The 22,774-nt window shown below is 67.5% G+C and carries 18 protein-coding genes; 12 read left to right on the top strand and 6 right to left on the bottom strand.

Annotated elements, in window-relative coordinates:
- Positions 1-20 precede the first annotated feature (20 nt).
- On the top strand, positions 21-950 hold the full coding sequence (locus tag AAFN88_RS07985; RefSeq protein WP_347519655.1) for an ABC transporter permease: 930 nt from the start codon (positions 21-23) through the stop codon (positions 948-950).
- 51 nt (positions 951-1,001) lie between these two features.
- Positions 1,002-2,084: a BMP family ABC transporter substrate-binding protein gene (locus AAFN88_RS07990; protein WP_347519657.1), complete on the top strand. Its 1,083-nt coding sequence runs from the start codon at positions 1,002-1,004 to the stop codon at positions 2,082-2,084.
- Positions 2,085-2,249: 165 nt separating this feature from the next.
- On the opposite strand, the gene AAFN88_RS07995 is transcribed toward AAFN88_RS07990, so the two are convergent.
- Both AAFN88_RS07995 and AAFN88_RS08000 read right to left on the bottom strand, forming a co-directional pair.
- On the bottom strand, positions 2,250-3,941 hold the full coding sequence (locus AAFN88_RS07995; RefSeq protein ID WP_347519659.1) for a tryptophan halogenase family protein: 1,692 nt from the start codon (positions 3,939-3,941) through the stop codon (positions 2,250-2,252).
- Between the two features lie 221 nt (positions 3,942-4,162).
- A complete protein-coding gene (locus AAFN88_RS08000) occupies positions 4,163-5,149 on the bottom strand; it encodes a LysR family transcriptional regulator (protein ID WP_347519660.1) in 987 nt (328 codons plus the stop codon).
- 170 nt (positions 5,150-5,319) lie between these two features.
- Here AAFN88_RS08000 and AAFN88_RS08005 point away from each other — a divergent pair, with 170 nt between their 5' ends.
- Entirely contained in the window at positions 5,320-6,555 is a 1,236-nt protein-coding gene (locus tag AAFN88_RS08005; protein WP_347519663.1) for a urate hydroxylase PuuD, read from the top strand.
- 10 nt (positions 6,556-6,565) lie between these two features.
- Positions 6,566-7,876, top strand: a complete 1,311-nt coding sequence (guaD, locus tag AAFN88_RS08010) for a guanine deaminase (RefSeq protein WP_347519664.1) — start codon at positions 6,566-6,568, stop codon at positions 7,874-7,876.
- Here guaD and AAFN88_RS08015 read toward each other — a convergent pair.
- Both AAFN88_RS08015 and AAFN88_RS08020 read right to left on the bottom strand, forming a co-directional pair.
- Complete coding sequence (locus tag AAFN88_RS08015; RefSeq protein ID WP_347519666.1) at positions 7,873-8,271, bottom strand: VOC family protein; 399 nt, start codon at positions 8,269-8,271, stop codon at positions 7,873-7,875. The genes guaD and AAFN88_RS08015 overlap by 4 nt on opposite strands.
- 187 nt (positions 8,272-8,458) lie before the next feature.
- Entirely contained in the window at positions 8,459-9,334 is an 876-nt protein-coding gene (locus AAFN88_RS08020; RefSeq protein ID WP_347519668.1) for a GNAT family N-acetyltransferase, read from the bottom strand.
- Positions 9,335-9,743: 409 nt separating this feature from the next.
- Here AAFN88_RS08020 and AAFN88_RS08025 point away from each other — a divergent pair, with 409 nt between their 5' ends.
- The 7 genes from AAFN88_RS08025 (at position 9,744) to AAFN88_RS08055 (ending at position 17,976) form a co-directional block, all read left to right on the top strand.
- Positions 9,744-10,487 carry a TIGR02281 family clan AA aspartic protease gene (locus tag AAFN88_RS08025; protein WP_347519669.1) on the top strand — a complete coding sequence of 248 codons (744 nt, stop codon included), beginning with the start codon at positions 9,744-9,746 and terminating at the stop codon, positions 10,485-10,487.
- A 126-nt stretch (positions 10,488-10,613) separates the two neighbouring features.
- A complete protein-coding gene (locus AAFN88_RS08030; RefSeq protein ID WP_347519670.1) occupies positions 10,614-11,306 on the top strand; it encodes a hypothetical protein in 693 nt (230 codons plus the stop codon).
- Between the two features lie 30 nt (positions 11,307-11,336).
- A complete protein-coding gene (locus AAFN88_RS08035; RefSeq protein ID WP_347519672.1) occupies positions 11,337-11,669 on the top strand; it encodes an SHOCT domain-containing protein in 333 nt (110 codons plus the stop codon).
- Between the two features lie 147 nt (positions 11,670-11,816).
- Positions 11,817-14,330: a cation:proton antiporter gene (locus tag AAFN88_RS08040; protein ID WP_347519674.1), complete on the top strand. Its 2,514-nt coding sequence runs from the start codon at positions 11,817-11,819 to the stop codon at positions 14,328-14,330.
- A gap of 545 nt (positions 14,331-14,875) precedes the next feature.
- Positions 14,876-15,442, top strand: coding sequence for a hypothetical protein (locus AAFN88_RS08045; RefSeq protein WP_347519675.1), 567 nt, complete (start codon positions 14,876-14,878; stop codon positions 15,440-15,442).
- A 27-nt stretch (positions 15,443-15,469) separates the two neighbouring features.
- Positions 15,470-17,152 carry a methyl-accepting chemotaxis protein gene (locus tag AAFN88_RS08050; protein ID WP_347519677.1) on the top strand — a complete coding sequence of 561 codons (1,683 nt, stop codon included), beginning with the start codon at positions 15,470-15,472 and terminating at the stop codon, positions 17,150-17,152.
- Between the two features lie 212 nt (positions 17,153-17,364).
- Positions 17,365-17,976 (top strand): GNAT family N-acetyltransferase, encoded by a 612-nt coding sequence (locus tag AAFN88_RS08055; RefSeq protein WP_347519679.1) that lies wholly within the window; start codon positions 17,365-17,367, stop codon positions 17,974-17,976.
- A gap of 43 nt (positions 17,977-18,019) precedes the next feature.
- Here the strand turns inward: AAFN88_RS08055 and AAFN88_RS08060 are convergent, their stop codons facing one another.
- Positions 18,020-19,504 carry an AMP nucleosidase gene (locus tag AAFN88_RS08060; RefSeq protein ID WP_347519682.1) on the bottom strand — a complete coding sequence of 495 codons (1,485 nt, stop codon included), beginning with the start codon at positions 19,502-19,504 and terminating at the stop codon, positions 18,020-18,022.
- A 75-nt stretch (positions 19,505-19,579) separates the two neighbouring features.
- On the opposite strand from AAFN88_RS08060, the gene AAFN88_RS08065 reads away from it, so the two are divergent.
- On the top strand, positions 19,580-20,002 hold the full coding sequence (locus tag AAFN88_RS08065; RefSeq protein WP_347519683.1) for an NUDIX hydrolase: 423 nt from the start codon (positions 19,580-19,582) through the stop codon (positions 20,000-20,002).
- Positions 20,003-20,024: 22 nt separating this feature from the next.
- On the opposite strand, the gene AAFN88_RS08070 is transcribed toward AAFN88_RS08065, so the two are convergent.
- Positions 20,025-22,727 carry a PAS-domain containing protein gene (locus AAFN88_RS08070; protein WP_347519685.1) on the bottom strand — a complete coding sequence of 901 codons (2,703 nt, stop codon included), beginning with the start codon at positions 22,725-22,727 and terminating at the stop codon, positions 20,025-20,027.
- Positions 22,728-22,774 lie beyond the last annotated feature (47 nt).

The following is a 22,774-nucleotide window of genomic DNA, read 5'->3' on the forward strand; positions in this document are numbered from 1 at the left end:
CGCCGCATGGAGCGCCTGCGATGACCTTCGATGCGGTCTCCCTCATCCTCCTGACCGTGATCAGCGCCGCCACGCCGCTGCTCTTCGCCGCGCTGGGCGAACTGGTGGTGGAGAAATCCGGCGTGCTGAACCTGGGCGTCGAGGGCATGATGATCGTCGGCGCCGTGGCCGCCTTCGCCGTTGCCTCGGGCAGCGGCTCCGGCAGCCTGGGCGTCCTCGCCGGGGCGGCGGCGGGCGCGGCGCTGGCCTTCGTCTTCGGCGTGCTGACGCTGACCCTGGCGGCCAACCAGGTGGCCACCGGCCTGGCGCTCACCATCTTCGGCCTCGGCCTCTCTTCCTTGATCGGCGCCGGCTATGTCGGCATTCCGGTGCCGCCGCTGGCCAAGCTGGCGATCCCCGGGATCAGCGACCTGCCGCTGGCGGGCCCGCTGCTCTTCGGCCACGACGCCTTGGTCTATCTCTCCCTGGCGGCGGTCGCCGCCGTCGCCTGGTTTCTCAAGAAGTCGCGGGCGGGGATGATCCTGCGCGCGGTCGGCGAATCCGACATCTCCGCTCATTCCATCGGCTACGACGTCATCGGCGTGCGCTACCGCGCCGTGCTGTTCGGCGGCGCCATGGCGGGCCTGGGCGGGGCCTTTCTCTCGCTCTCCTACACGCCGCTCTGGGCCGAGGGCATGACCGCCGGGCGCGGCTGGATCGCGCTGGCCCTGGTGGTCTTCGCCTCCTGGCGGCCCTGGCGTCTCTTGGCCGGGGCCTACCTCTTCGGCGGCGTCACCATCGCCCAGCTCTACACCCAGAGCGCCGGCGGCCTGGGCATTCCGTCCCAGGTCATGTCCATGCTGCCCTATCTGGCGACCATCCTGGTGCTGACCGTCATCGCCGCCGGGCCCTGGAAGGGGCGGCTCAACGCCCCGGCTTGCCTTGGCAAGCCGTTTAGGCCATCTACTTGACCCAAGGCATCCGCAACCAACAGTCAGTCAAACGAACGTAAGGAGGCATTCATGTTCAAGGACCTGTCGCGCCGCCATTTCCTGGCGGGCAGCACCGCCGCGGCGGGCGCGCTCGCCCTCGGCGGCCGCACCGCCCTGGGCGCCGACCCCCTGAAGGTCGGCTTCGTCTACGTCGGCCCGGTGGGCGACTTCGGCTGGACCCACGGCCACGACCTGGGCCGCAAGGCGGTCGAGAAGGAGTTCGGCGACAAGGTGAAGACCACCTTCGTGGAGAACGTGGCCGAGGGCCCGGACGCCGAGCGCGTCATCCGCCAGCTCGCCACCTCGGGCAACAAGCTGATCTTCACCACTTCCTTCGGCTTCATGAACCAGACCGAGAAGGTCGCCAAGCAGTTCCCCGACGTGAAGTTCGAGCATGCGACGGGCTTCAAGACCGCGCCCAACATGTCGGCCTATAACGCCCGCTTCTACGAAGGGCGCGCGGTGATCGGCACCATCGCCGGCCATGTGACCAAGACCGGCAAGTTCGGCTACATCGCCTCCTTCCCGATCCCGGAAGTGGTGATGGGCATCAACGCCTTCATCCTGGCCGCCCGCAAGGTGCGCCCCGACGCCGAGATCAAGGTGGTCTGGGTGAATTCCTGGTACGACCCGGGCAAGGAAGCCGACGCCACCAAGGCGCTGATCGACCAGGGCTGCGACGTCATCACCCAGCACACCGACAGCCCGGCGCCGGTGCAGACCGCCGCCAGCCGCGGCGCGTGGTGCTTCGGCCAGGCCTCCGACATGACGACCTTCGCGCCCGACCATCACGCCACGGCGATTCTCGATGTCTGGGCGCCTTACTACATCGAGCGCGTGAAGGCGGTGATGGACGGCACCTGGGCGACCTCCAACGTCTGGTACGGCTTCAAGGAGGGCATGGTCGAGATGGCGCCCTACAACAAGAAGCTCCCCGCCGAGGCGGTCGCGGCTGCGGAGGCCGTGCGCAAGGACATCGTCGCCGGCAAGCTGCACCCCTTCGAGGGCCCCATCAACGACCAGTCCGGCGCGGAGAAGATCCCCGCCGGCCAGACCATCCCCGACGGCGACCTGCTGGGCATGGACTGGTACGTGGAAGGGGTTTCGGCGTAGCGCCGACGCGCGACGCAGCGACCTGAAACGCGAAACGGCGGGGCCGAAAGGCTCCGCCGTTTTTCTTTTCGGGGCGCGGGGGACTCGCAATGCCGCGACTTTCGCGGCGCATTCGGCCTGGATCGCCGTCGTTATGCGGGACGCTCTGCCCGTGCCTCGGTCTTCTCACACGCCCTTGCGTTTCATCGAGATTTGCGGCGCCAGGGGGGGCGTCTGTCCGGGCAGGGGCACCGTTCCCCGCAGTCCCGGCGCCGCCGGGATTCTCGGCGCCGCGCCGCCGGGCAGGGCGCCGGGGTCGAGCTCGCCGCGGATCGAGGTGAGCAGGGTCTTGTGGTCGGGCAGGACGCGCGCCGCCTGATTGAAGCCCCCGCGCACCTGCTTCACGTAGTCGCGCCAGAGCTTGCGGTTCAGGGTCCTGGCGCTTTCCGGCGGCGGAGCATAGCCGGTCTCGTAGACCCGCTTGCCGAGCAGCACGGCGTGGTAGGTGCGGTGGCCGAAGAGCCGTGTCGACTCCAGGTCGTTGCGCGTCGGCAGGGTGTGTTTCCAGAGCTCCAGGTTGGCGGCCAGGCTGTCCGGCGTCTCCAGCGCCTCGCGGGCGTCGATCCAGTATTGGCTGTCGCTGCGGTTGTTGAGGACGTAGTGCAGGCTGATGAAGTCGCGTACCTCGTCGTAGAGCTGATTGGAAATCCTGTTGTAGCGGTCGCGCAGCGTCGCGGCGAAGTCCAGGTCCGGGAAGTAGGCCAGCAGCCAGCGCACGGACAACTCGATCATGAAGATGGCGGTCGATTCCAGCGGCTCGATGAAGCCGCTGGAAAGCCCGATGGCGACGCAGTTCTTGACCCAGGGATTGCGCGTGCGGCCGACCCGGATGGGGATGATGCGCGGCTCCGCCCCCTCGGCCGGCGGCTGCCCGCTGGCGTGCAGATGGGCCAGCAGTTCCGCGCAGGCCTCGTCGTCGCTGCGGTGGGCGGAGGAAAAGACATAGCCGGTGCCGACGCGGTTGTAGAGCGGCACCCGCCAGACCCAGCCGGCGCCCAGCGCCGTGGAGCGGGTCAGGGGTTCGATCTTGCCGGGATCCGGATGAGGGATCTGGATCGCGGCCGCGCGGTCGTTGGCCAGATATTTCGAATAGTCGACGAAGGGCTCTTCCAGCGCCTTGTTGATCAGCATGCCGCGGAAGCCGGTGCAGTCGACGACCAGTTCCACCGGCAGGCGGCCGCGCTCCTTCAGCCGCAAGGCGGCGATGAAGCCGCGATCGTCCTGCTCCACGTCGACCACGTCGTCGCGGAGGTGCGCGACACCGCGCGCCGTGCAGATGTCGCGCAGCAGTTCGGCGAAGAGGCCGGCGTCCAGATGGTAGGCGAAGCCGGGATTCTGCTCCTCCGCCTTGGCGCCGATGGGACGCGGACCCTTGAAGACCCGGGCGAGATCCAGCGCCGCCGTGACGACATCGGAGAAGGGACCGCCTCCGGCGCCGTACTTCAGATAGTAATAGGCGGCCTCGACGCCGCCGATCATACGCCCTTCGTTGAAGGAATTGATGTAGGCGACGCGCTTGCCGTTCTTGTCGGCGTTCCAGTTGTCGAACAGCACGCCAAGCTTGAAGGAGGCGTTGCAGCGCTGGAAGAAGTCCCTCTCGTCGATGCCGGTGTTCCTCAGCAGCATCGGCATGGAGGGAACCGTGGCCTCGCCGACGCCGACGGTCTTCACGCTGGGGGATTCGATGAGAGTGACCTGGAGATCCCGGCCGGCGTCCTTGCCGTCCCGGCTGCGGCAGTAGGTGGCCAGCAGCAGGGCGGTCATCCACCCGGCGGTGCCGCCGCCCACGATCGTGATGGTCTTGATCGGTTGCCCCATCGGCCGTCCCCCTGGCAGATCCCCCCTTGCGGTCCAGTCTCGGGCGGCGGCCGTCCGGTCCGGCCGCCCCGTAGCTGGCCACGTTTCTTGGTTGAAAGAGTGCCCCGATATCGTCGGAGGGTCAATTTCGGCGCCTGCGCAGGGGCCGGACGCCCCAATCCCGGGATTTTATGCCCTGGCGCGGTCCTCCGGCGGCCTCGGCGCCGGTGATGCCCCGGGGCTCATGCCAGGTCTTGGCGTGCCGTCCCGCGGACCGGCGCGCCGGCGGCTCGCGCCGCCCGCATTTTCGCCAGCGTCATGCCCTGCAAGCTTTTTTCGATCTCCTCGGCGAAGCGCGTCACCGCGAAATCGGAGAAGGCCTTCACGCGCGCCGGCAGCAGGCGGCGGTGGGGATACAGCACGCTCAGGGCCACCGGCTCCGGCGGGAAGTTCGCCAGCACCGGGACCAGGCGGCCGTCGCGCAGGTGCTCGGCCACCTCCCACAGCGGCTTCAGCACGATGCCCCGGCCGTCCAGGGCCCAGCCGGTCAGCGTGTCGCCGTCGTCGGCATCGAAACGGCCCTGCACGGAGTAGGTCTTGAGGCCGTCGGGCGTCTGCAGGGTCCAGCGGAACTGCTGGGAGCCGGGAAAGCGCAGCAGCAGGCAGCTGTGGTCCAGCAGGTCCTCCGGCGTCTGTGGCGCGCCTTGCTCCGCAAGATAGGCGGGGGCGGCGCAAAGCAGGCGCTCGCAGTCGGTGATCTTGCGGGCGATGAGCGAGGAGTCGGAGAGGATCGCCATGCGCACGGCAATGTCGACGGATTCGGTCAGCAGGTCCAGCAGGTGCTCGGAGCAGCGCAGTTGCAGCGTCACTTTGGGGTGCAGGGCCTGAAACTCCGGCACCAGGGGCGCCAGGATGCGCCGCGTGAAGCCCAGCGGCGCGGTGACCCGCAAGGAGCCCTGGGGCGCGCCGCCGACCCCCGCCACCACGTTCTCCGCCCGCTCGACCGAAGCCAGGACCTCCTGGCAGGCGGTATAGAAGGCGAGGCCCTGTTCGGTGGGCTGTACGCGCCGGGTGGTGCGGTTGAGGAGGCGAACGCCGAGATGGCTCTCCAGCGCCTGGATGCGATGGCTGACCACGGCCGGCGAAAGGCGCAGCAGGCGGCCCGCGGCGGACATGGAGTCCTGCTCCACCACGCGCACGAAAACCCGCATGTTGTCCAGAAGGGACATGGCCCGCCTGCTTCCCTGTCGCGATCTTATTCTTGCGGTTAGTTTATTTCGTTTTCTTTGAAAGTCATAGCGTCCAGCCTTCCATTCCGCCGCCGCGCGGCCCGCGCTAGCATGAACCGCGGTTGGACGGAATTTCCGTAGGCAGGCGAAGCATTTAGAAAGGGGACGCCATGGCCGGGACCTTGCCGGGGGTGCTTTGGGAATGGGCCGAGATGGCGGTGCGCTGGCTGCACGTCATCGCCGGCATCGCCTGGATCGGCTCCTCCTTCTACTTCATCGCCCTGGATCTGAGCCTGAAGCAGCGGGGGGGCCTGCCGGAGGGGGCCGGCGGCGAGGCCTGGCAGGTCCACGGCGGCGGCTTCTACAACATGGTGAAGTACCTGGTCGCCCCGGCGCGCATGCCCGACGAGTTGACCTGGTTCAAGTGGGAGGCCTACACCACCTGGCTCTCCGGCATGGGCCTGCTGGTGCTGGTCTACTACCTGCAGGCCGAGCTCTTCATGATCGATGCGCAGGTGATGGAGCTGACGCCCTTGGTCGCCGTCGCCGTCAGCCTGGGCGGCCTGGCTCTCGGCTGGATCGTCTACGACCTGCTGTGCCGCTCGCCGCTGGGCCGCAACGATACGGCGCTGGCCTTGGTCGGTTTCGTCTTCCTGGTGGCGCTCTCGTACCTCTTCACCCTGGTCTTCAGCGGGCGCGGCATGTTCATGCAGATGGGCGCGCTCATCGGCACCATGATGGTGGCCAACGTCTTCATGGTCATCATCCCCAACCAGAAGAAGGTGGTGGCCGACCTCATCGCCGGCAGGCAGCCGGACCCCAGGCTGGGCATGCAGGCCAAGCAGCGCTCCCTGCACAACAACTACCTGACCCTGCCGGTGATCTTCGTGATGATCGCCAACCACTACCCCCTGGCCTTCGCCAGCCATTGGAACTGGCTGATCCTCGCCGTGGTGCTGGTGATGGGCGCGATCATCCGCCACTATTTCAACACCAAGCACAAGACCGGCAGGGGCCCCTTATGGACCTGGGGGGCGGCGGCCCTGGGACTCGCCGCCATCGTCTGGCTCTCGGCCCAGCCTGCGACCACTCTCGACCAGGCGACCCTGCCGGAAGAGACCGACCTGGCCGGGCTGAGCCAAGAGGACCTGGGCCTGGAGGTGGAGAACGTGGTGCTGTCGCGCTGTTCCATGTGCCACGCGGCCGAGCCGCTGTGGGAGGGCCTGCGCGTGCCGCCCAAGGGCGTGCTGCTGGAGACGCCGGCGCAGATCCGCGCCCAGGCGCGCAAGATCGAGATGCAGGCCGTCGCGACCCATGCCATGCCGCCGGGCAACATCACCTTCATCGAGGAGGACGAGCGCCGGATCCTCGCCGCCTGGCTCGCCGCCGGGGCCCCGGCTTGGTAGACTTGCCGCCATGACCGCCGTGACACGCGCCCTGCGCGGGCGCCTCCTGACCTTCCGCGACGACCCGGCGACAGCCGGAGACGCAAGCTATACCTACATCGAGGACGGCCTGGTGCTGCTGGCGGGCGGGCGTATCGCCGAGCTGGGGGAGGCCACCGAGCTGCTGGCGCGCTTGCCCGAGGGCGCGGCGGTCGATCACTTTCCCGGCGGCCTCATCCTGCCGGGCTTCATCGACGCTCATATCCACTTTCCCCAGACCCAGGTCATCGCTTCCTATGGCGCGCAGCTCATGGACTGGCTGCAGCGCTACGCCTTCGCCGAGGAGCTGCGCTTCGGCGACAGCGCGCACGCCGCTGCCGTGGCCGGCTTCTTCCTGGACGAACTGGCGCGCAACGGCACCACCACGGCGGCGGTCTACGGCAGCGTTCACCCGCAGGCGGCGGAGGCCTTGTTCACCGAGTCCCACCGCCGCAACACGCGGATGATCGCCGGCAAGGTGCTGATGGACCGCAACGCGCCGGACGGCCTGCTGGATACCGCCCGGAGCGGCTACGACGACTCCAAGGCGTTGATCCAGCGCTGGCACGGCAAAGGACGGCAGCTCTACGCGGTGACGCCGCGCTTCGCCATCACCTCGAGCGAGGCCCAGCTCGAGGCGGCCGGTGCCCTCATGAAAGAGCACCCGGACTGCTACCTGCAGACCCATCTCAGCGAAAACCGCCGGGAGATCGAGACGGTGCATGAGCTCTTCCCCTGGGCCGAGAGCTACACCCACGTCTACGAGCGTTTCGGCCTGCTGGGCGCGCGCTCGCTCTTCGGCCACTGCATCCACCTGAGCGACCGCGAGCGGCTGCTGCTCAGCGAGAGCCGCTCGGTGGCGGTCTTCTGTCCCACCTCCAACCTCTTCATCGGCTCGGGGCTCTTCGACCTGGCCAAGGCGCACGATCCGGCCCTGGACCTTCGCGTCGGCCTGGCGACGGATGTCGGCGGCGGCACCAGCTATTCCATGCTGCGGACCCTGGCCGAGGGCTACAAGGTGCTGCAGCTCCAGCATCAGAACCTGCCGGCGCTGCTCGGCTTCTACTGGCTGACCCTCGGCAACGCCCGCGCGCTGCAGCTCGACGACCGCATCGGCACCCTGGAAGCGGGCCGGGAAGCCGACATCGTGGTGCTGGACGCCCGCGCCACGCCGGCCATGGCCCACCGCGCCGAGCGCGTGGAGACCCTGGAGGAAGAGCTCTTTCTGCTCATGACCCTGGGCGATGACCGCGCCGTGCGCGCCACCTACATCGCCGGCGAGAAGGCCGACGACCGGATCTAGCTTTCCGGCTGCCGGTGGTAGACCGCCTCGATGCGGTTGCCGTCGAGGTCGCGCAGGAAGGCGGCGTAGTAGGCCGGGTGATAGTCGCCGCGCAGTCCCGGCGGCCCGTCGCAGTTGCCGCCGTGGGCCAGGCCCGCGGCATGAAAATCGTCGACTGCCGGGCGGCTCGGCGCGCGGAAGCACCAATGGCGGTTGTCGGGCACCAGGCCCGGTCCGCGGCTCTCGAAGATCGAAAGATAGCTGTGGCTGTCGTCTTCGGCGCGGTTGCGCAGGCCGTAGCCGAGCTGCCGCTCGCTGCGCAGCACGCAGGGCACCAGCAGCGCGCCCATGACCGCGTCCCAGAAGGGCGCGGCGCGGGCGATGTCCGAAACGGTGATCGAGATATGGTCCAGCATGGGGAACCTCTGAGGATGATCAGAAGCCGGATAGATGCGTGGCGTGATGCTCGCACCTCCGCCACCACAACTTCAACTGTCATGCTCGGGCTTGACCCGAGCATCCATCGTGCCGCCACCTCGCTGCTGAAAGATGGACCCTCGGGTCAAGCCCGAGGGTGACAGAGGAGTGAGGGGGACCGCCCGCTCAACCCAGCTCGAAGGTGGTGACTCCGAAGGTGCGGGCGGTGGGCAGCTCGGGCGCCGGGCCCCCGAGCACTCGGTACATGCGTGCGGTCTCGAAGACCGGCCGCAGGCCGAAGCGCTCGGCCAGGGCGACCGCCGCCTTGTTGTCCTCGGGCGTGTCGAGGGCGACTTCCGCGCCCGGCTGGGTCGCGCAGAGGGCCAGGAAGAGGGCGGTGGCGGTGGCTTCGTCCTCGGCGAAGAGTGGGCCGATCTTGCAGCCGCTGCGGCACTGCCGGATGACGCCGTAGCCGGTGATCTCCCCGTCCTTGAGGGCAAAGCGCGCGCTGCGGCGCACGCCGTCCTCCGGCAGGACCCAGGGGCGGGTGAAGACCGCACGCGGCCCGGCGAAGAAGGCGCCGTCGTAGGCCACGAGAGCGGGCAGTTCCAGATCGCTCACCAGGCGGATCTCCACGGCCGGCGTTTCGGCGTTTGGGGCACCGCCGACCGCCGGCACGCCGCTGTGGCGGATGTTGCGCCCGGCCAGCACGAAGCCGCTCTTGCGGTAGTTGTCCTGCTGGTCGACGACGCCGTCCAGGCCGACGCTGCGGCCTTCCAGGGTGGCCATGCCGTGGTTCCAGGTGGCGATGCCCGCGCCCTTGCCGCGATGGTCCGGGTGCACGATGTAGAATCCCAGAAAGCCGAAGCCGGTGCCGTAGCGCACCACGGAGATGGAGGAGACCGGCTGATCGCCGATCCAGCCCATGAAATAGCCGCCGGGGTCGGTGGCGTGAAAGACCGGCAGATCGTCCAGGCCGGGGTTCCAGCCTTCGGCGGCGGCCCAGTCGACGGCGGTCTGGAACTCTGCCGCCGAGGCTTCGCGGATCTGCAGCTCGCTCATGGCGCGGCGAGGCCTTGCGGTGTCCTGCGGATCCCGCCCTTGCCGCCGCGGGGCCGCATCTTGCGGGTGGCGAGGCTTGCCGCCACGCTCCCGACCGCCGCAGTTCTGAATTTCGCCGTCATGTCTTCCGCCAAGCTTTCGATCCCGCCAAACTTTCGATCCCGCTGAGCCAGGGGGCGCCCTGCGCCCGAGGCATCGTTTCTTGCCGGCCGCGCCGGCGATGGTTTCTAGCACACTAAAGCAGATCAGGGCCGGCTGGAATCGCCGAAGGCGAGCCACCGGCCCTGCGAATCCGATCTAGCGGCCGCGTCTTGCCGGTCAAGCGGCCTGCCCCGGTTGCAAGGCCGGTTTTCTCTGCCTCGCCCTGTTGTAGACTGCCGGACGTTGGGCAGGACGGAAGGAAAGCGGAATGACTCCTGAACGGGATCCCAGGAACCGACGGCGCGGCTCGAGCGGGGGCGGCTTTCACGGGCCCTGGTTCTGGCTGCTGATGGTCGCGGGGCTGGGCGCGCTGGTCTGGATTCTGCTTGAGGTCTTTCCCCAGCGTCAGCTCGGCCGGGGAGACTGGGTGCAGTTGGTGAAGCTTTCGGCCATCGTGGTGGTCTGCTCCAGCGGCCTTCTGTTCTTGCGCCGCGTTCCCCTGCGGGAGACGCTGCGCAATGCCGCGATCTGGGCCGGCATCGCCGGCGTGCTGCTGATCGGCTATACCTACCGCGATGATTTCTCCGGCGTCGGATCGCGTCTCGGCGGCGAACTGCTGCCGTCCCGCGCGGTCGAGCTGGGAGCGGGCGAGGTGGAGATCCGCGCCGGGCGCGACGGGCATTTCACCGTCACCGCCGAGGTCAACGGCCAGCCGGTCGATTTCCTGGTCGATACCGGCGCCAGCGACATCGTGCTCGGCCCCGACGACGCGCGGCGTCTGGGCTACGACCCGGCGCTGCTCAGCTTCACCCGCCAGTATCAGACCGCCAACGGCGTCGGCCGCGGCGCGCCGGTGCGCCTCGACAGCCTGGCCGTCGGCCCGATCGTCTTCAACGACCTGCCGGCCTCGGTCAACGAAGCCTCCATGGGCGAGTCGCTGCTGGGAATGACGTTCCTGCGCCGGCTGGACTCCTACGAGGTGCGGGGCGACAGGCTCATCCTGCGCCGCTGAGCCGGTCAATCTGACCGCGATGCGGCCCCCGCCGTTCGCGAAGCATTGACTTCCCTCAATGTGACAACGGGCCAATGGTCGCTTAATGTGGTGCGACACCTTTCAGAAAGCTGGGAGGAGAACCTTATGATCCGCAGGAATTTTCTTACGGCCGCCGCGCTGGCGGCTTGCATGACGCTGGGATCCGCATCCCTGGCCTTGGCCCACAGCCCAGGCTACGGCGGCGGCAATCCCTATGGCTGGCACCAAGGCTGGCACTACGGCGGCGGCATGGGCCCGATGATGGGAGGCGGCCAGGGCATGATGATGCAGGGCTGCCCCATGGCCCCCGGCTACGGCATGGGCGGCCACGGTATGATGGGCCCCGGCATGATGGGCCCTGGAACGATGGGTCCTGGAACGATGGGTCCTGGAACGATGGGCCCGGGCATGATGGGACCGGGAATGATGGGGCCCGGCATGATGGGGCCTGGTTACGCGCCGCAAGGCGATGCCGGACCGATGATGGGCCCGGGCGGACAGCGCCGCGGCATGGGTTCGGGCATGGGACCCGGAATGGGCCAAGGAATGGGCCCCGGAATGGGCCCCGGAATGGATCAGGGCATGATGCAGCCGTCGCCGCGCAATCTCACGAGCGACGACGTGAAGGTCATGCTGGAGCGCCGCCTTGCCTGGCAGGGCAATCCTCACGTGAAGCTGGGCAAGGTGGAGGAGAAGGACGACGATACCATCCTCGCCGAGATCGTGACCCAGGACGGTTCGCTGGTTCAGCGCCTGGAGGTGGACCGCCACAGCGGCTGGGCCCGGATGGTCCGCTAGGCCTGGATGGTTTGCTAGGAGGGAGCCGAGATGAAACTTCAGTACGCGAGCCTCGCTGCGCTTGCCGCCGGACTGCTGCCGGCGGCGGCGCAGGCGCAGGAGAGCCGCCCTTACTACGGCCATCCGATGTGGGACGGCGGCTGGCACGGCATGTTCCTGGGGCCGCTCTTCATGGTGCTGTTCTTCGCCGCCCTGGTGGTCGTGGTGGTCCTGGTGGTGCGGTGGCTTGGCAGCCAGCCGTTTCACCACGCCCAGCACACGCCCGGCGGGAAGGCGCCCCTCGATATTCTCAAGGAGCGCTATGCCCGTGGTGAGATCGATAAGGAGGAGTTCGAGGAACGCCGCCGCGTGCTCGGCGAATAAGCCCGCCCGATCCGGGGCCTTCCGGTGAGATTTCGCACACTTCCGCTGCGGCCCGGGCTTGGTGCGAAGCGGGAATATTTGTTAGACCGGTAAGTCAGAGACTGGATCCGGCGCCTGCTGCCGGCTCCGCTGCGGAAGACACCGGGCATGATCATCGCCGACATCGTTCTGACCACCGCCGTGCTGCTCATGGTCGTGGCCAGCGTGCAGCCGCTCGCACGGCGCACCGGCCTGCCGTTTACGGTGGTCCTGGCCGTGGTCGGCGTGCTGATCGGCCTGGCGGCGCTCTGGGTGCTGCGCAGCCAGGCGGTCCGGGAACTGGACGAAGTGGCGGAGATGGTGATCGATATCCCGGTCTCCTCCGCCACCTTTCTGACCATCCTGCTGCCGCTGCTGCTGTTCCAGGGCGCCATCACCATCGACGTGCGCCGCCTGGCCCAGGACATCGCCGCCGTTGTCCTGCTGGCGGTGCTGGCCGTGGTCGTCGCCCTGGTGGTGATCGGCGGCGCCGTCTACTTGGTGGCGCCCATGCCGCTGGTGGTCTGTCTGCTGTTCGGCGCCATCGTCGCCACCACCGATCCCAGCGCGGTTATCGCCCTGTTCCGCGATCTCGGCGCGCCGGCGCGGCTCACCCGCCTGGTGGAGGGCGAGAGCCTGCTGAACGACGCCACCGCCATTGCCGCCTTCGGCGCCTTCTTGACCGTCGTCGTCACCGGCCAGGACTTGAACTTCTGGATGGTGACGGAGGATCTCGCCTGGCGGCTGTCGGGAGGCATCCTGGTCGGCCTGCTGGCCGGCCGCGCGGCGGCGCAGTTGCTCTCTTTCCTGCGCTCCTACCGCGGCGCGCAGATCACCGTCACCGTGGCGCTGCCCTATGTCGTCTACGTGCTCTGCAACAACTACCTGGAGGTCTCGGGCGTCGTCGCCGTGGTCGCCAGCGGTCTGGTGCTGAGCGCGGTGGGGCGCTCGCGCTTTCAGCCGGAGGCCTTCCAGTTCTGCCTCGACACCCTGGAGCAGCTCGCCTACTGGGCCACCAGCCTGGTCTTCGTGCTGGCCGCGATCCTGGTGCCGCGGCTGCTGGAAGCCGCCACCCTGGCCGATCTGCTCTACCTGTTGGTCGCGGTGCTGGCCGCCCTGGTCGCCCGGGCCGTGATCCTCTTCGGGGTCTTCCCGCTGCTCTCGGCTGCGCGGGTGGTGCAGAAGGTCACCACGCCGATGAAGACCGTGATCATCTGGGGCGGACTGCGCGGCTCGGTCACCCTGGCGCTGGCCCTGGCGGTGACGGAGAACCTGGACGTCGAGCCGGAGGTGAAGAGCTTCATCGCCATCCAGGCGACCGGCTTCGCGCTCTTCACCCTGCTGGTGCAGGGCACCACCCTCAGTCCGCTCATGCGCTGGCTCGGCCTGGACCAGCTCTCGCCCATCGACCGCGCCTTTCGCAGCCAGGTTCTGACCCAGTCGCTGTCCAGCGTGCGCTCCAACCTGCGTTCCTTCGCCGGGCGCTACGAACTGGATGACGACCTGGTCGACCAGGCGGTGCGCCCCTACAGCGATCGGCTGTCGCGGGTCGCGGAGGACAACTCCTTCGCTGAAGAGCTGAGCGACCGCGAGCGCCTGACCGTGGGCCTCATCGCCCTGGCCAATCAGGAAAAGGCTCTGATCGTGGAGCAGCGCTGGAGCGGCGGCCTGGCGAGCCCCTTGATCGACCGCTATCTGCTGACGGTCGGAGCGATGATCGACGGCGCGCGCGAGGGCGGGCGCCTGGGCTATCTGCGTGCCGCGCGGATGCCTTACAAGCAGACCTGGCGTTTCCGCCTGCTCGGGATGGCACACTCCCGCCTGGGGATCAGCCGGCCCCTCGCAACCTATCTGGGCCGGCGGTTCCAGTATCTCCTGGTCAACCGCATCCTCCTGCTTGAACTGGTGGTGTTCCTGGAGTTCCGGCTGGGCAGCCTGCTCGGCGACCGCCTGACGGAGCTGCTCGGCGAGATCGTCAATCAGCGCCTGACCGAGGTGGAACGCCATATCGATGCGCTGCGCCTGCAGTATCCGAATTTTGCCCGCGACCTCGATCACGCGGTTCTGGAACGCTATGCCTATCGCGAAGAGATCGAGCAGGTGGTGCAGATGCGCGAGGCCGGCATCATCAGCGAGGATCTGGCCCGCCACCTGCGCTCCGAGGCGGAGGACATCTACGCCAGCCGCAGGCGGTCCGGCGCCGTCGACATCCGCGTGACCATACCGGAGCTGTTGCGCGCCTTCCCTGTGTTCAGCAATCTCGGCGAAGACGATCTGAAACGTGTGGCAAAGCGCCTGCAGGAGCGCGTCTTCGCGGTCGATGCCTTCGTCTTCAAGAGGGGCGAGCGCGCGGACGGCATGTATTTCATCGCCAACGGCGCCGTCGAGATAGCCATCGGCGAGACCCAGCATCGCCTCGGGCGCGGAGATTTCTTCGGGGAGATGGGGTTGCTGGACCAGAGCCGGCGCAGTGCCTCGGTCCGTTCCATCAGCTATTCGCATCTGCTGTTCCTGCCGCGCGCCGCCTTCGAGGAACTCGGCCGCTCCTTCCCGCAGTGGCGCTCCAAGCTCGCCGAGGTCGCCCGCGACCGGCGGCAAATGAACCTCCGTGCGACGGAAGCGGGCGACCCCGGCGCTGAGTAGTCCGGGACCGCTCGCGGCTGATGCCACCGGTACAACGGAAGCAGCCGGGAGGCGCTGAAGGCCGCAGCCCGGGTCACCAAAGAGCAGGTTCAGGATTTGATGGTGGCTTGCCGCTGCTGGGTCCGAAGGTGAACTCGTCCTCGATCAGGCGGGCACGAAATCTTGCGGCCGGCCGCATGGCCCCCGTCGGCACGCAGGCTGCTGTAATTCGCAGGATATAACCTTCGATTGTGAAGAACGCCATTTCAATCGTTTAGGTCGATGAATCAAAATTGGTATTACAAAAGAACCGAAAAATCGACGCCTGTAGCTTGGACAATTCCAGGATTTGTGGAGACGATCGGCGCCACCGATATCCAGAATTCTCATTGATAGCGAATTTGGCCGGAGCAATTTCTATCTCTGGTCCGGAAAACCCTATCTCTGAAAACCACTTATGAAAAACTTAAGGTCTTGGGCCTAATACAACGCATCAGAGAGCAGTGTAAACCTCCAGGTTGAGGAGCAATTCGATGTTATCAATGAGGGCATTCTGGGCGGCCTTATTGGTCTGTCTTCCAATCCTTTCGTCAGGCAGTGCGTCGGCCGATGAATGGCTGGTCCGTGAGCATGTCATTGACGAGATCCGGTCGTGGTCGTCGTCGCCGGTGGTCCTGTTGACCCTGGAGGCGAGCAACGAGCGTTACGCCGACCTAGACCAGGCGGGGATCGATGCCCTGGACAAGCAGTGGCGCGCTGAGCGTGAGGTGGAGGACCAGCCGCTGATTACCGCCGTGCTCTCCAGCCCTCTGTCGAGCTACCTGACCCGGATTCAGGCGCGCTCGCGCGGCCTCTATACCGAGATTTTCGTGATGGACGCCAAGGGCCTCAACGCGGGCCAGTCCGCCATCACCTCGGACTTTTGGCAGGGCGACGAAGGCAAGTGGCAGAAGACCTATCGGGTCGGGCCCGAGGCCATCTTCATCGACGAGATTGAGATCAACGAGGACACGGGCACGGAAAACGCCCAGGTGAACCTCTCCATAGCCCAGAACGGCCAGGTGGTCGGCGCGATCACGGTGGAAGTCAACATCACCGAGCTTCGCCGCCGCTCTGCCGCAGGCAAAGTCTGAGCCGCCGTCCGTACTGGAGCCAAAGAAATGAACCTTATCAACAACACCAAGATTTCGATCAAGCTGATCGCGGCTTTCGCGACCTTGGTTTTCATCATCGCTTGCCTGTCCGGCGTCACCTTCTTCCAGCTCGGTCAGGCGCGCGACCGTGTTGCCGACACCACACGCGTCAACGCCGTCACCGGCGACATGGAAGCCATGCGTCAGGAGGTGGCCAAGCAGCAGGCGGCCGTGCGCGGACTGCTGCTGAGCGGCAACCGCGAGTACATTCAGGAGTATACGAGCGCCAAGGCGGAGTACGACCGCCTATTCGACTCCCTGCAGTCCCGGCTCACGGTCGACGAGGCGAAACAGCTCATAGTTTCGGCCGGTGCGCAGATCTCGAAATGGCAGGCCGACATCGTCACCCGTCAGATAAGCCTGATGCACAACCCCCTGACCGTCGACGAGGCGCGGGTGCTGGAAGCCAATGGCTACGGCGAACGCATGCTGGACGCCGCCAATAGGGATCTGACGGAACTGGCCCAACTGGCCAAGGAGCTTACCGCCCGTAACGCAGAGGCGGTGGATTCGGCTTTCGACTTCACCCTCATGGCGCTGATGGCCGGCACCGCTATCGCGATGCTCTTTGCCGCGGCTGCCTGGTTCGTGCTGTCGCGCGCCATCGCCACCCCGATCAACGGCATGTCGGCCTTCATGGGCGGCCTGGCCGAGGGGCACTATGACGAGCAGACCGCCAACCAGGACCGCGGCGACGAAATCGGCATGATGGCCAAGTCGGTCGAGTTCTTCCGTCAGCGCCTCATCGAAAACCGCGAGATGGAAGCGCGTGCGGCCAAGGAGAACGAAGAGAAGGCGGCCCGCGCCAAGCGCATCGAGGATATGACCAACGAGTTCGACAAGGCTTCCTCGCAACTGGTCGCCAGCGTCGCGGACGGCTCCAGCGAGCTGAAGCAGGTCGCTACTTCGATGTCGGGTATCGCCCAGCGCACCGAGGAGATGAGCACCAGCGTCGCCGCGGCCGCCGAGCAGGCCTCCAACAACGTAGAGACCGTGGCCTCGGCGACCGAGGAGATCAACGCTTCCCTCGCCGAGATCGCCGGTCAGGTTTCGCGCGCTACCGAGGTCGCCCAGGGCGCGGTGAAAGCGGCGAAGGACACCACCGGCGTCATCACCGGCCTGCGCGAACAGTCTGACTCGATCGGTGATGTTGTGAAGTTGATCAACGAGATCGCCGAGCAGACCAACCTGCTTGCCCTGAACGCCACCATCGAGGCGGCGCGCGCAGGGGAAGCCGGCAAGGGCTTTGCCGTGGTCGCCAGCGAGGTCAAGGGTCTGGCGACCCAGACCGCCAAAGCGACCGAGGAGATCTCGGCTCAGATCGCCAGCGTGCGGGGCGAATCCGAGAACGCGGTCTCGGCAATCGATCATATCTCGACGGTCATTCAGCAGATCGACGAAATCACCACGGCCATTGCCGCGGCCGTCGAGGAGCAGACGGCGGCGACGCGGGAAATCGCCCGCAATGTCGCCGAAGCCTCGCGCGGCACCAGCGACGTGACCAGCAACATCACGCAGGTGAAGGGTGGGGCTGGCGAAACCGGCTCCGCTTCCCGCAACGTGCTGACGGCCTCCGAGGAGCTGTCGCAGCACGCCGAGCGCATGCGTGACACCGTGCAGAGCTTCATTGCGACCATCAAGGCAGCCTGACCGATAGCAGGCCGCCCCGCCAAACCCGCGTGAGGCGGTTCTTGCGGGGCCTCGGGCGCTCAGGCCCGGGGCCCCGTTTTTCTCCGCACCGCCGTAGCAAGCTGCTGCTGCCCTTCAATTGACACTTCCCGCACCTCCCGGCACGTAAGTGTCTTTGGTTGCCGCCGCATCTTGTGGAAAGCACAATGGGAAATCGAATTGCGGAGGATCGGATGTTCCCCAAAACTGGGTCCCTGCCCGTTTATCGTGACGCCAGGAAGGACGATGCCCGCGCGCTGGCGCAGCTCATCGAGATCGCGGGTGAAGGAATACCCTCATACCTCTGGTCGCGGCAGGCGCAGGACGGCCAGACGGCCCTGGATGTCGGGACCGAGCGGGCGGCGCGCGACGATGCCAACTTCTCCTACCGCAACGCGGTGATCGCCGAGGTCGGGGGTGAGGTCGCGGGCATGCTGCTGGCCTATCCGCTGCCCGAACCGACGGCGGCCGATCTGGCCGAACTGCCGGAAATCCCCGACCTGCTGCGGCCCCTCGTGGAACTGGAATACCAGGTCCCCGGCAGCTTCTATCTGAACGCCCTGGGCGTCTTCGATACCTACCGCGGCGCCGGCATCGGCAGCGCACTGCTGGCCATCGCCGAAACCCGCGCCAAGGCCGCAGGCTGCGCCACGCTGAGCGTGCAGGTCTTTGCCGAGAACCTCGGCGCCTACCGCCTCTACCAGCGCTGTGGCTATCAGGTGGCCGACCGCCGGCCGATCGTCGCCCACGCGTGCTATCCCTACAGCACCGAAGTCCTGCTGATGACCCGCGCCGTCTCCCTGTAGCGGCTGGCGGGCCGCCGTGGCCTGCCCGGTTTTCCGTCTGGCCTTACTGAAACGCGGTTTCCGTGAAGCTGCGCAGCTTGCGGGAGTGCAGGCGTTCCGGCGGCATGGCGCGCAGCATCTCCATGGCGCGCAGGCCGATCTTGAGGTGCCGGTCGATCTGGCGCTTGTAGAAGGCGGTGGCCATGCCCGGCAGCTTCAACTCGCCGTGCAGCGGCTTGTCGGAGACGCAAAGCAAGGTGCCGTAGGGAACCCGGAAGCGGAAGCCGTTGGCGGCGATGGTGGCGCTTTCCATGTCCAGGGCGATGGCGCGCGACTGGGAGAACCGCTGCACCGGCTCGCGGTGGTCGCGCAGTTCCCAGTTGCGGTTGTCGATGGTGGCCACCGTGCCGGTGCGCATGATCCGCTTCAACTCGTAGCCCTCCAGGCCGGTGACCTCCTCGACGGCGTCTTCCAGGGCGACCTGTACCTCGGCGAGCGGCGGGATCGGCACCCAGGTCGGCAGATCTGCATCCAGCACGTGATCTTCGCGCACGTAGCCGTGGGCCAGCACGTAGTCGCCCAGCGCCTGAGTGTTGCGCAGGCCCGCGCAGTGACCGAGCATCAGCCAGGCGTGCGGCCGGATGACCGCGATATGATCGGTGATGGTCTTGGCGTTGGAGGGGCCGACGCCGATGTTCACCATGGTGATGCCGCTGTGGTTGGGCGCCTTAAGGTGGTAGGCCGGCATCTGCGGCAGGCGTTCCGGACGCGGGCCGCCCGCTGGCGACACCGCCCCCCGCGCCGTCACCAGGTTGCCGGGCTCTACGAAGGCTTCGTAGTCGTTGCCGCTCTCCTGAAGGGCCTCGCGGGCCAGTTCGCAGAAGGCATCCATGTAGAACTGGTAGTTGGTGAAGATAACGAAGTTCTGAAAATGCTCCGGCTGCGTCGCCGTGTAGTGGGCCAGGCGGTGCAGGGAATAGTCGACCCGCGGCGCCGTGAAGGGCGCCAGCGGCAGGGGTTTTCCCGGCTTGGGTTCGAAAGTGCCGTTGACGATGGCGTCGTCGGTGACGGCCAGGTCCGGCACGTCGAAGAGATCGCGCAAGGGGTGGACCAACTGCTCCACCAGGGCGCCTTCCACATGCATGCCGCCGGGAAAGGCGAAGTGCAGCGGAATGGGCGTCTGCGAGGGGCCGACCACCAGCGGGACCTCGTGGTTCTTCAGCAGCAGGCCCAACTGCTGGATCAGGTAGTCGCGGAACAGGTCCGGACGGGTGATGGTCGCCGCGTAGTGGCCCGGTGTCGGTACGTGGCCGTAGGAAAGCCGCGAGTCGATATGGGCGAAGCTGGCGGTGGTGATGGCCACCTGCGGGTAGAAGGCGCGCAGCCGCCGCGGCGGCGCCTTGCCCGCCAGCAGGTCGTCGAAGCCGTGGCACAGGAAGTCCGTGGCCTGGCCGTAGAGCGCGATGAGCCGTTCCACCGCGGCCTCCGGGTCGGTGAAGGCTTCCGGCGCGGCGGTCTCGGGGGTCTCGATCTTGGGCAGTTCGGTCATGGTCGGGCTGAGCCTAGACCATTTGCTTCTTTCCCGCTATCGACCTTCGCGGCCTGCTTGTGGCAGCTTTGCGGCATGGCAAGCGAAGCTTTCACCGGCGCCAAGATCGCCCTGGTCTGCGGCGCGGAACTCGTCGCCTATCGGCGCGACGACTCGCCCGCGATCCCCTGGCCGGGACTCTGGGACCTGCCCGGCGGCGGGCGCGAGGGGGCCGAGACCCCGGCCGGTTGCGCCCTGCGCGAGGTCGAGGAGGAGTTCGGCCTGGCCCTGGTGCCGGGCCGGGTCCACTGGTGCCGCCGCTACCCCGCGATGCTGGACCCGCAGCGCGACAGCTACTTCCTGGCGGCGGAGATCAGCCAGGCGGAGGTCGCCGCCATCCGCTTCGGCGAGGAGGGGCAGTACTGGCGGATGATGTCCATCGCGGACTTCCTGGCCCTGCCGGATGCGATCTCCCACCTGCAAGTGCGGCTCTGCGACTACCTGGCCGGCCGCGGGTAGGAATGAAGGAAGGAGAGACCGCTCAGCCCTCTTGCTTGCCGGCGACCTTCTCCACCAGTTCGCGGATCTGCGCCGGCAAGAAAGGCTTTTCGACGCAGGGCCGGCCGGTGGACTTGAGGAAAGTGTCGGTGGTCTCGTTCAGCAGGTCGCCGGTGGCGAAGATCATGCGCTCCAGCAGATGCGGCTTCTGCGCCTTCAGGGCCTCGTAGAGGCCTGGGCCGTCCAGGTGCGGCATGCGCAGGTCGCAGACGATGGCCTGGTAGTCGCGCTGCTCGAGTTTTGCCAGCGCGCTCTCGCCGCTGGCGGCGACGTCGACCGCGTGGCCCGCGGCCTCCAGAATCTCGACCAGGAAGCCGGTGATGTCCGGCTCGTCGTCGACCACCAGAACGCGGCACTGCGCCGCGGTCCCGGCCTTCGGGGTTTCCTCTTCCCGCTTCTCGCCCGATGCCGGCGCGTTGCCGCCCGCCGGCAGCAGGACGGTGAAGACCGCGCCGCCGGCCCCCTTCTCGTCATGGGCGGCCTCGTCGACGGAGATGCTGCCGCCATGGGCGCTGACCATGCCGTGGCAGACCGAAAGCCCCACGCCGGTGCCCTGGCCGACCGGCTTGGTGGTGAAGAAGGGATCGAAGATGCGCGAGCGGATGTCACCGGGCACGCCCGGGCCGTTGTCGCGCACCGTGATGCGCACCTGCCGGCTGGCTGGCTGGTAGGCGGTGGCGATGACCAGGCGGCGCGGCGGCGGCGTATCGAGCATGGCCTGCTGTGCGTTGATGAAGAGGTTGAGCAGAACATGGCTCAACTGGTCGGAGTCGCCGGCCAGCGGCGGCAGCTCCGGCGCCAGATCGCAGGTGACCTCGATGTCGGTGGTGCTGAGCTGGTGGGTCACCAGGTCCAGCACGTCCATCACCAGATCGTTGACCTGGATGGGGCGGCGGTCGGCGGGGTGCTGTCGTGCCATGGAAAGGAAGGTCTTCACGATCTTGGCGCAGCGGTCGGCGGCGGTGCGCACCTTGACCGCGCGCTCGGCGATCTCGCCGCTGCCGGCCAGGGTCTCCAGCAGAGCGGCCTGGCCGATGACCACCGAAAGCGGGTTGTTCAGCTCGTGCGAGACGCCGGCCAGCAGGGCGCCGAGGGCGCTCAGCTTCTCGTTCTGATAGGCCTTCTCGCGCTGGCGCTGCAGTTCCTGCTCGGTCGTGACCCGGTCGGTGATGTTGTTGTAGGTGGAGACGATGCAGCCGTTGGGCAGCCGCTGCTGGCGGATCTCGACCACCCGGCCGTCGCCCAGGGTCCGCTGAGCGACACCGCGCTGCGCGCTGGACAGCACCGCCAGGCGGTGCTGCACGAAACCCTCCTCGCCGCCGGCCGCGGCAACCTCTTCCGGGCTGTACTCACCGGTCTTCAGGCCGTGGCGGATGTATTCGGAGAGATGGATGCCGGGACGGCCCAGCTCCTCGGGCAGGCCGAAGATGTCGAGATAGCCCTGGTTGACCAGCAGCACCGTTTGATCGGGCGCGGTGACGGTGACACCCTGGGCGATGTTGGCCAGCACGCCCTTTAGCTGCGAGGTGCGCTCCGCCAGGGTCTGCTCCAGGAGGCTCTCCTGGTCGCGCAGGGCGATCTCCGCCTTCTTGCGCTCGGTGATGTCGGTGCGCACGCTGACGAAGCCGCCGGAGCGGGTGTGCTGCTCCTTCACCAGGTCCCAGCGCCCGTCGGGCCAGGTATCCTCGCGGATGTTGGAGCGCTTGCTCATGCGCTCGGCGATGAAGTCTTCGACGAAACGCTCGGGATCGTGCAGGACGCGGGGATCGGTGATGGCGTTGTTGACGACGCTGGCCTCGATCAACTCGCGCATCGGCTTGCCGACGATCTCGTCCTGGCTGGGGTGGAAGGGCAGGATCTCGTGAAAGCGGCGGTTGGTCAGCACCACCCGTTGTTCCGAATCGTAGAGGATGAAGCTGTCCGAGAGGTTGTCGATGGCCTCGCGCAGCATCAGCTCCGTGCGCCGCATCTGCACCTGCTCGGTGACGTCGTTCAGCGAGACCAGCACGGCGGGCTCGCCCTCCCAGAGGATGCGCTTTTCCGAAGCCTCGACCCAGAAGGGCTCGCCGCTGCGCGTCAGGCAGCGCAGGATGCGGGCCGGCCCCGGCGCCTCGCCGGCCAGCAGCCGGGCATGGCGGCGCAGCGCGCGGCCGTGCAGCTCGATCGGCAGGAAGGGCAGCAGGGTCGGCTCGCGCAGCAGCTCCTCGCCGCTCGCGAAGCCGATACGCCGCGCACAGGCCGCGTTGGCGTAAAGCGGCTTGAAGTCGCGGTGGACCAGCACGCCGTTGCTGATGCCTTCCACGAGGGTGCGGAAATCCGTGCCGGGACCGGGTGCCGCCGCGTCCTTGCCGCCGGCGCGCGTCTTCCCCGTCGCCGCCGCGCCGTCGCGGTGAATCACCAGCCAGTGGCGGTGCCGTCCGGCACCATCGTAGAGCGGGCGTATGTCGACGGGGGGCGGGCCGGCGGCGTCCGGGGCGGAGCTGCCGCCATCTTCGCGGATGTCGTCCAGCCAGCGTCCGATCACGCTCGCGGCGTCCCATCCGGCGGCCTCGACGAAGGCCCGGTTGGCGCCCAGCAGCCGCGGCCGGGCCTCGCGCGTGGCCAGCGCCAGGGGGCCGTCGAGGCCGTGCAGGGCCGCGGTGACGCGGCGGGGGCGGCAAAGCGCTGGGTGAACCGGTTTGGACATCTCGGAAACCTGACTGGACCAGCTCGGCAGGGGCGCCGTTTTCGCTA

This window comes from Pelagibius sp. CAU 1746, from assembly GCF_039839785.1.
Lineage (GTDB): Bacteria > Pseudomonadota > Alphaproteobacteria > Kiloniellales > Kiloniellaceae > Pelagibius.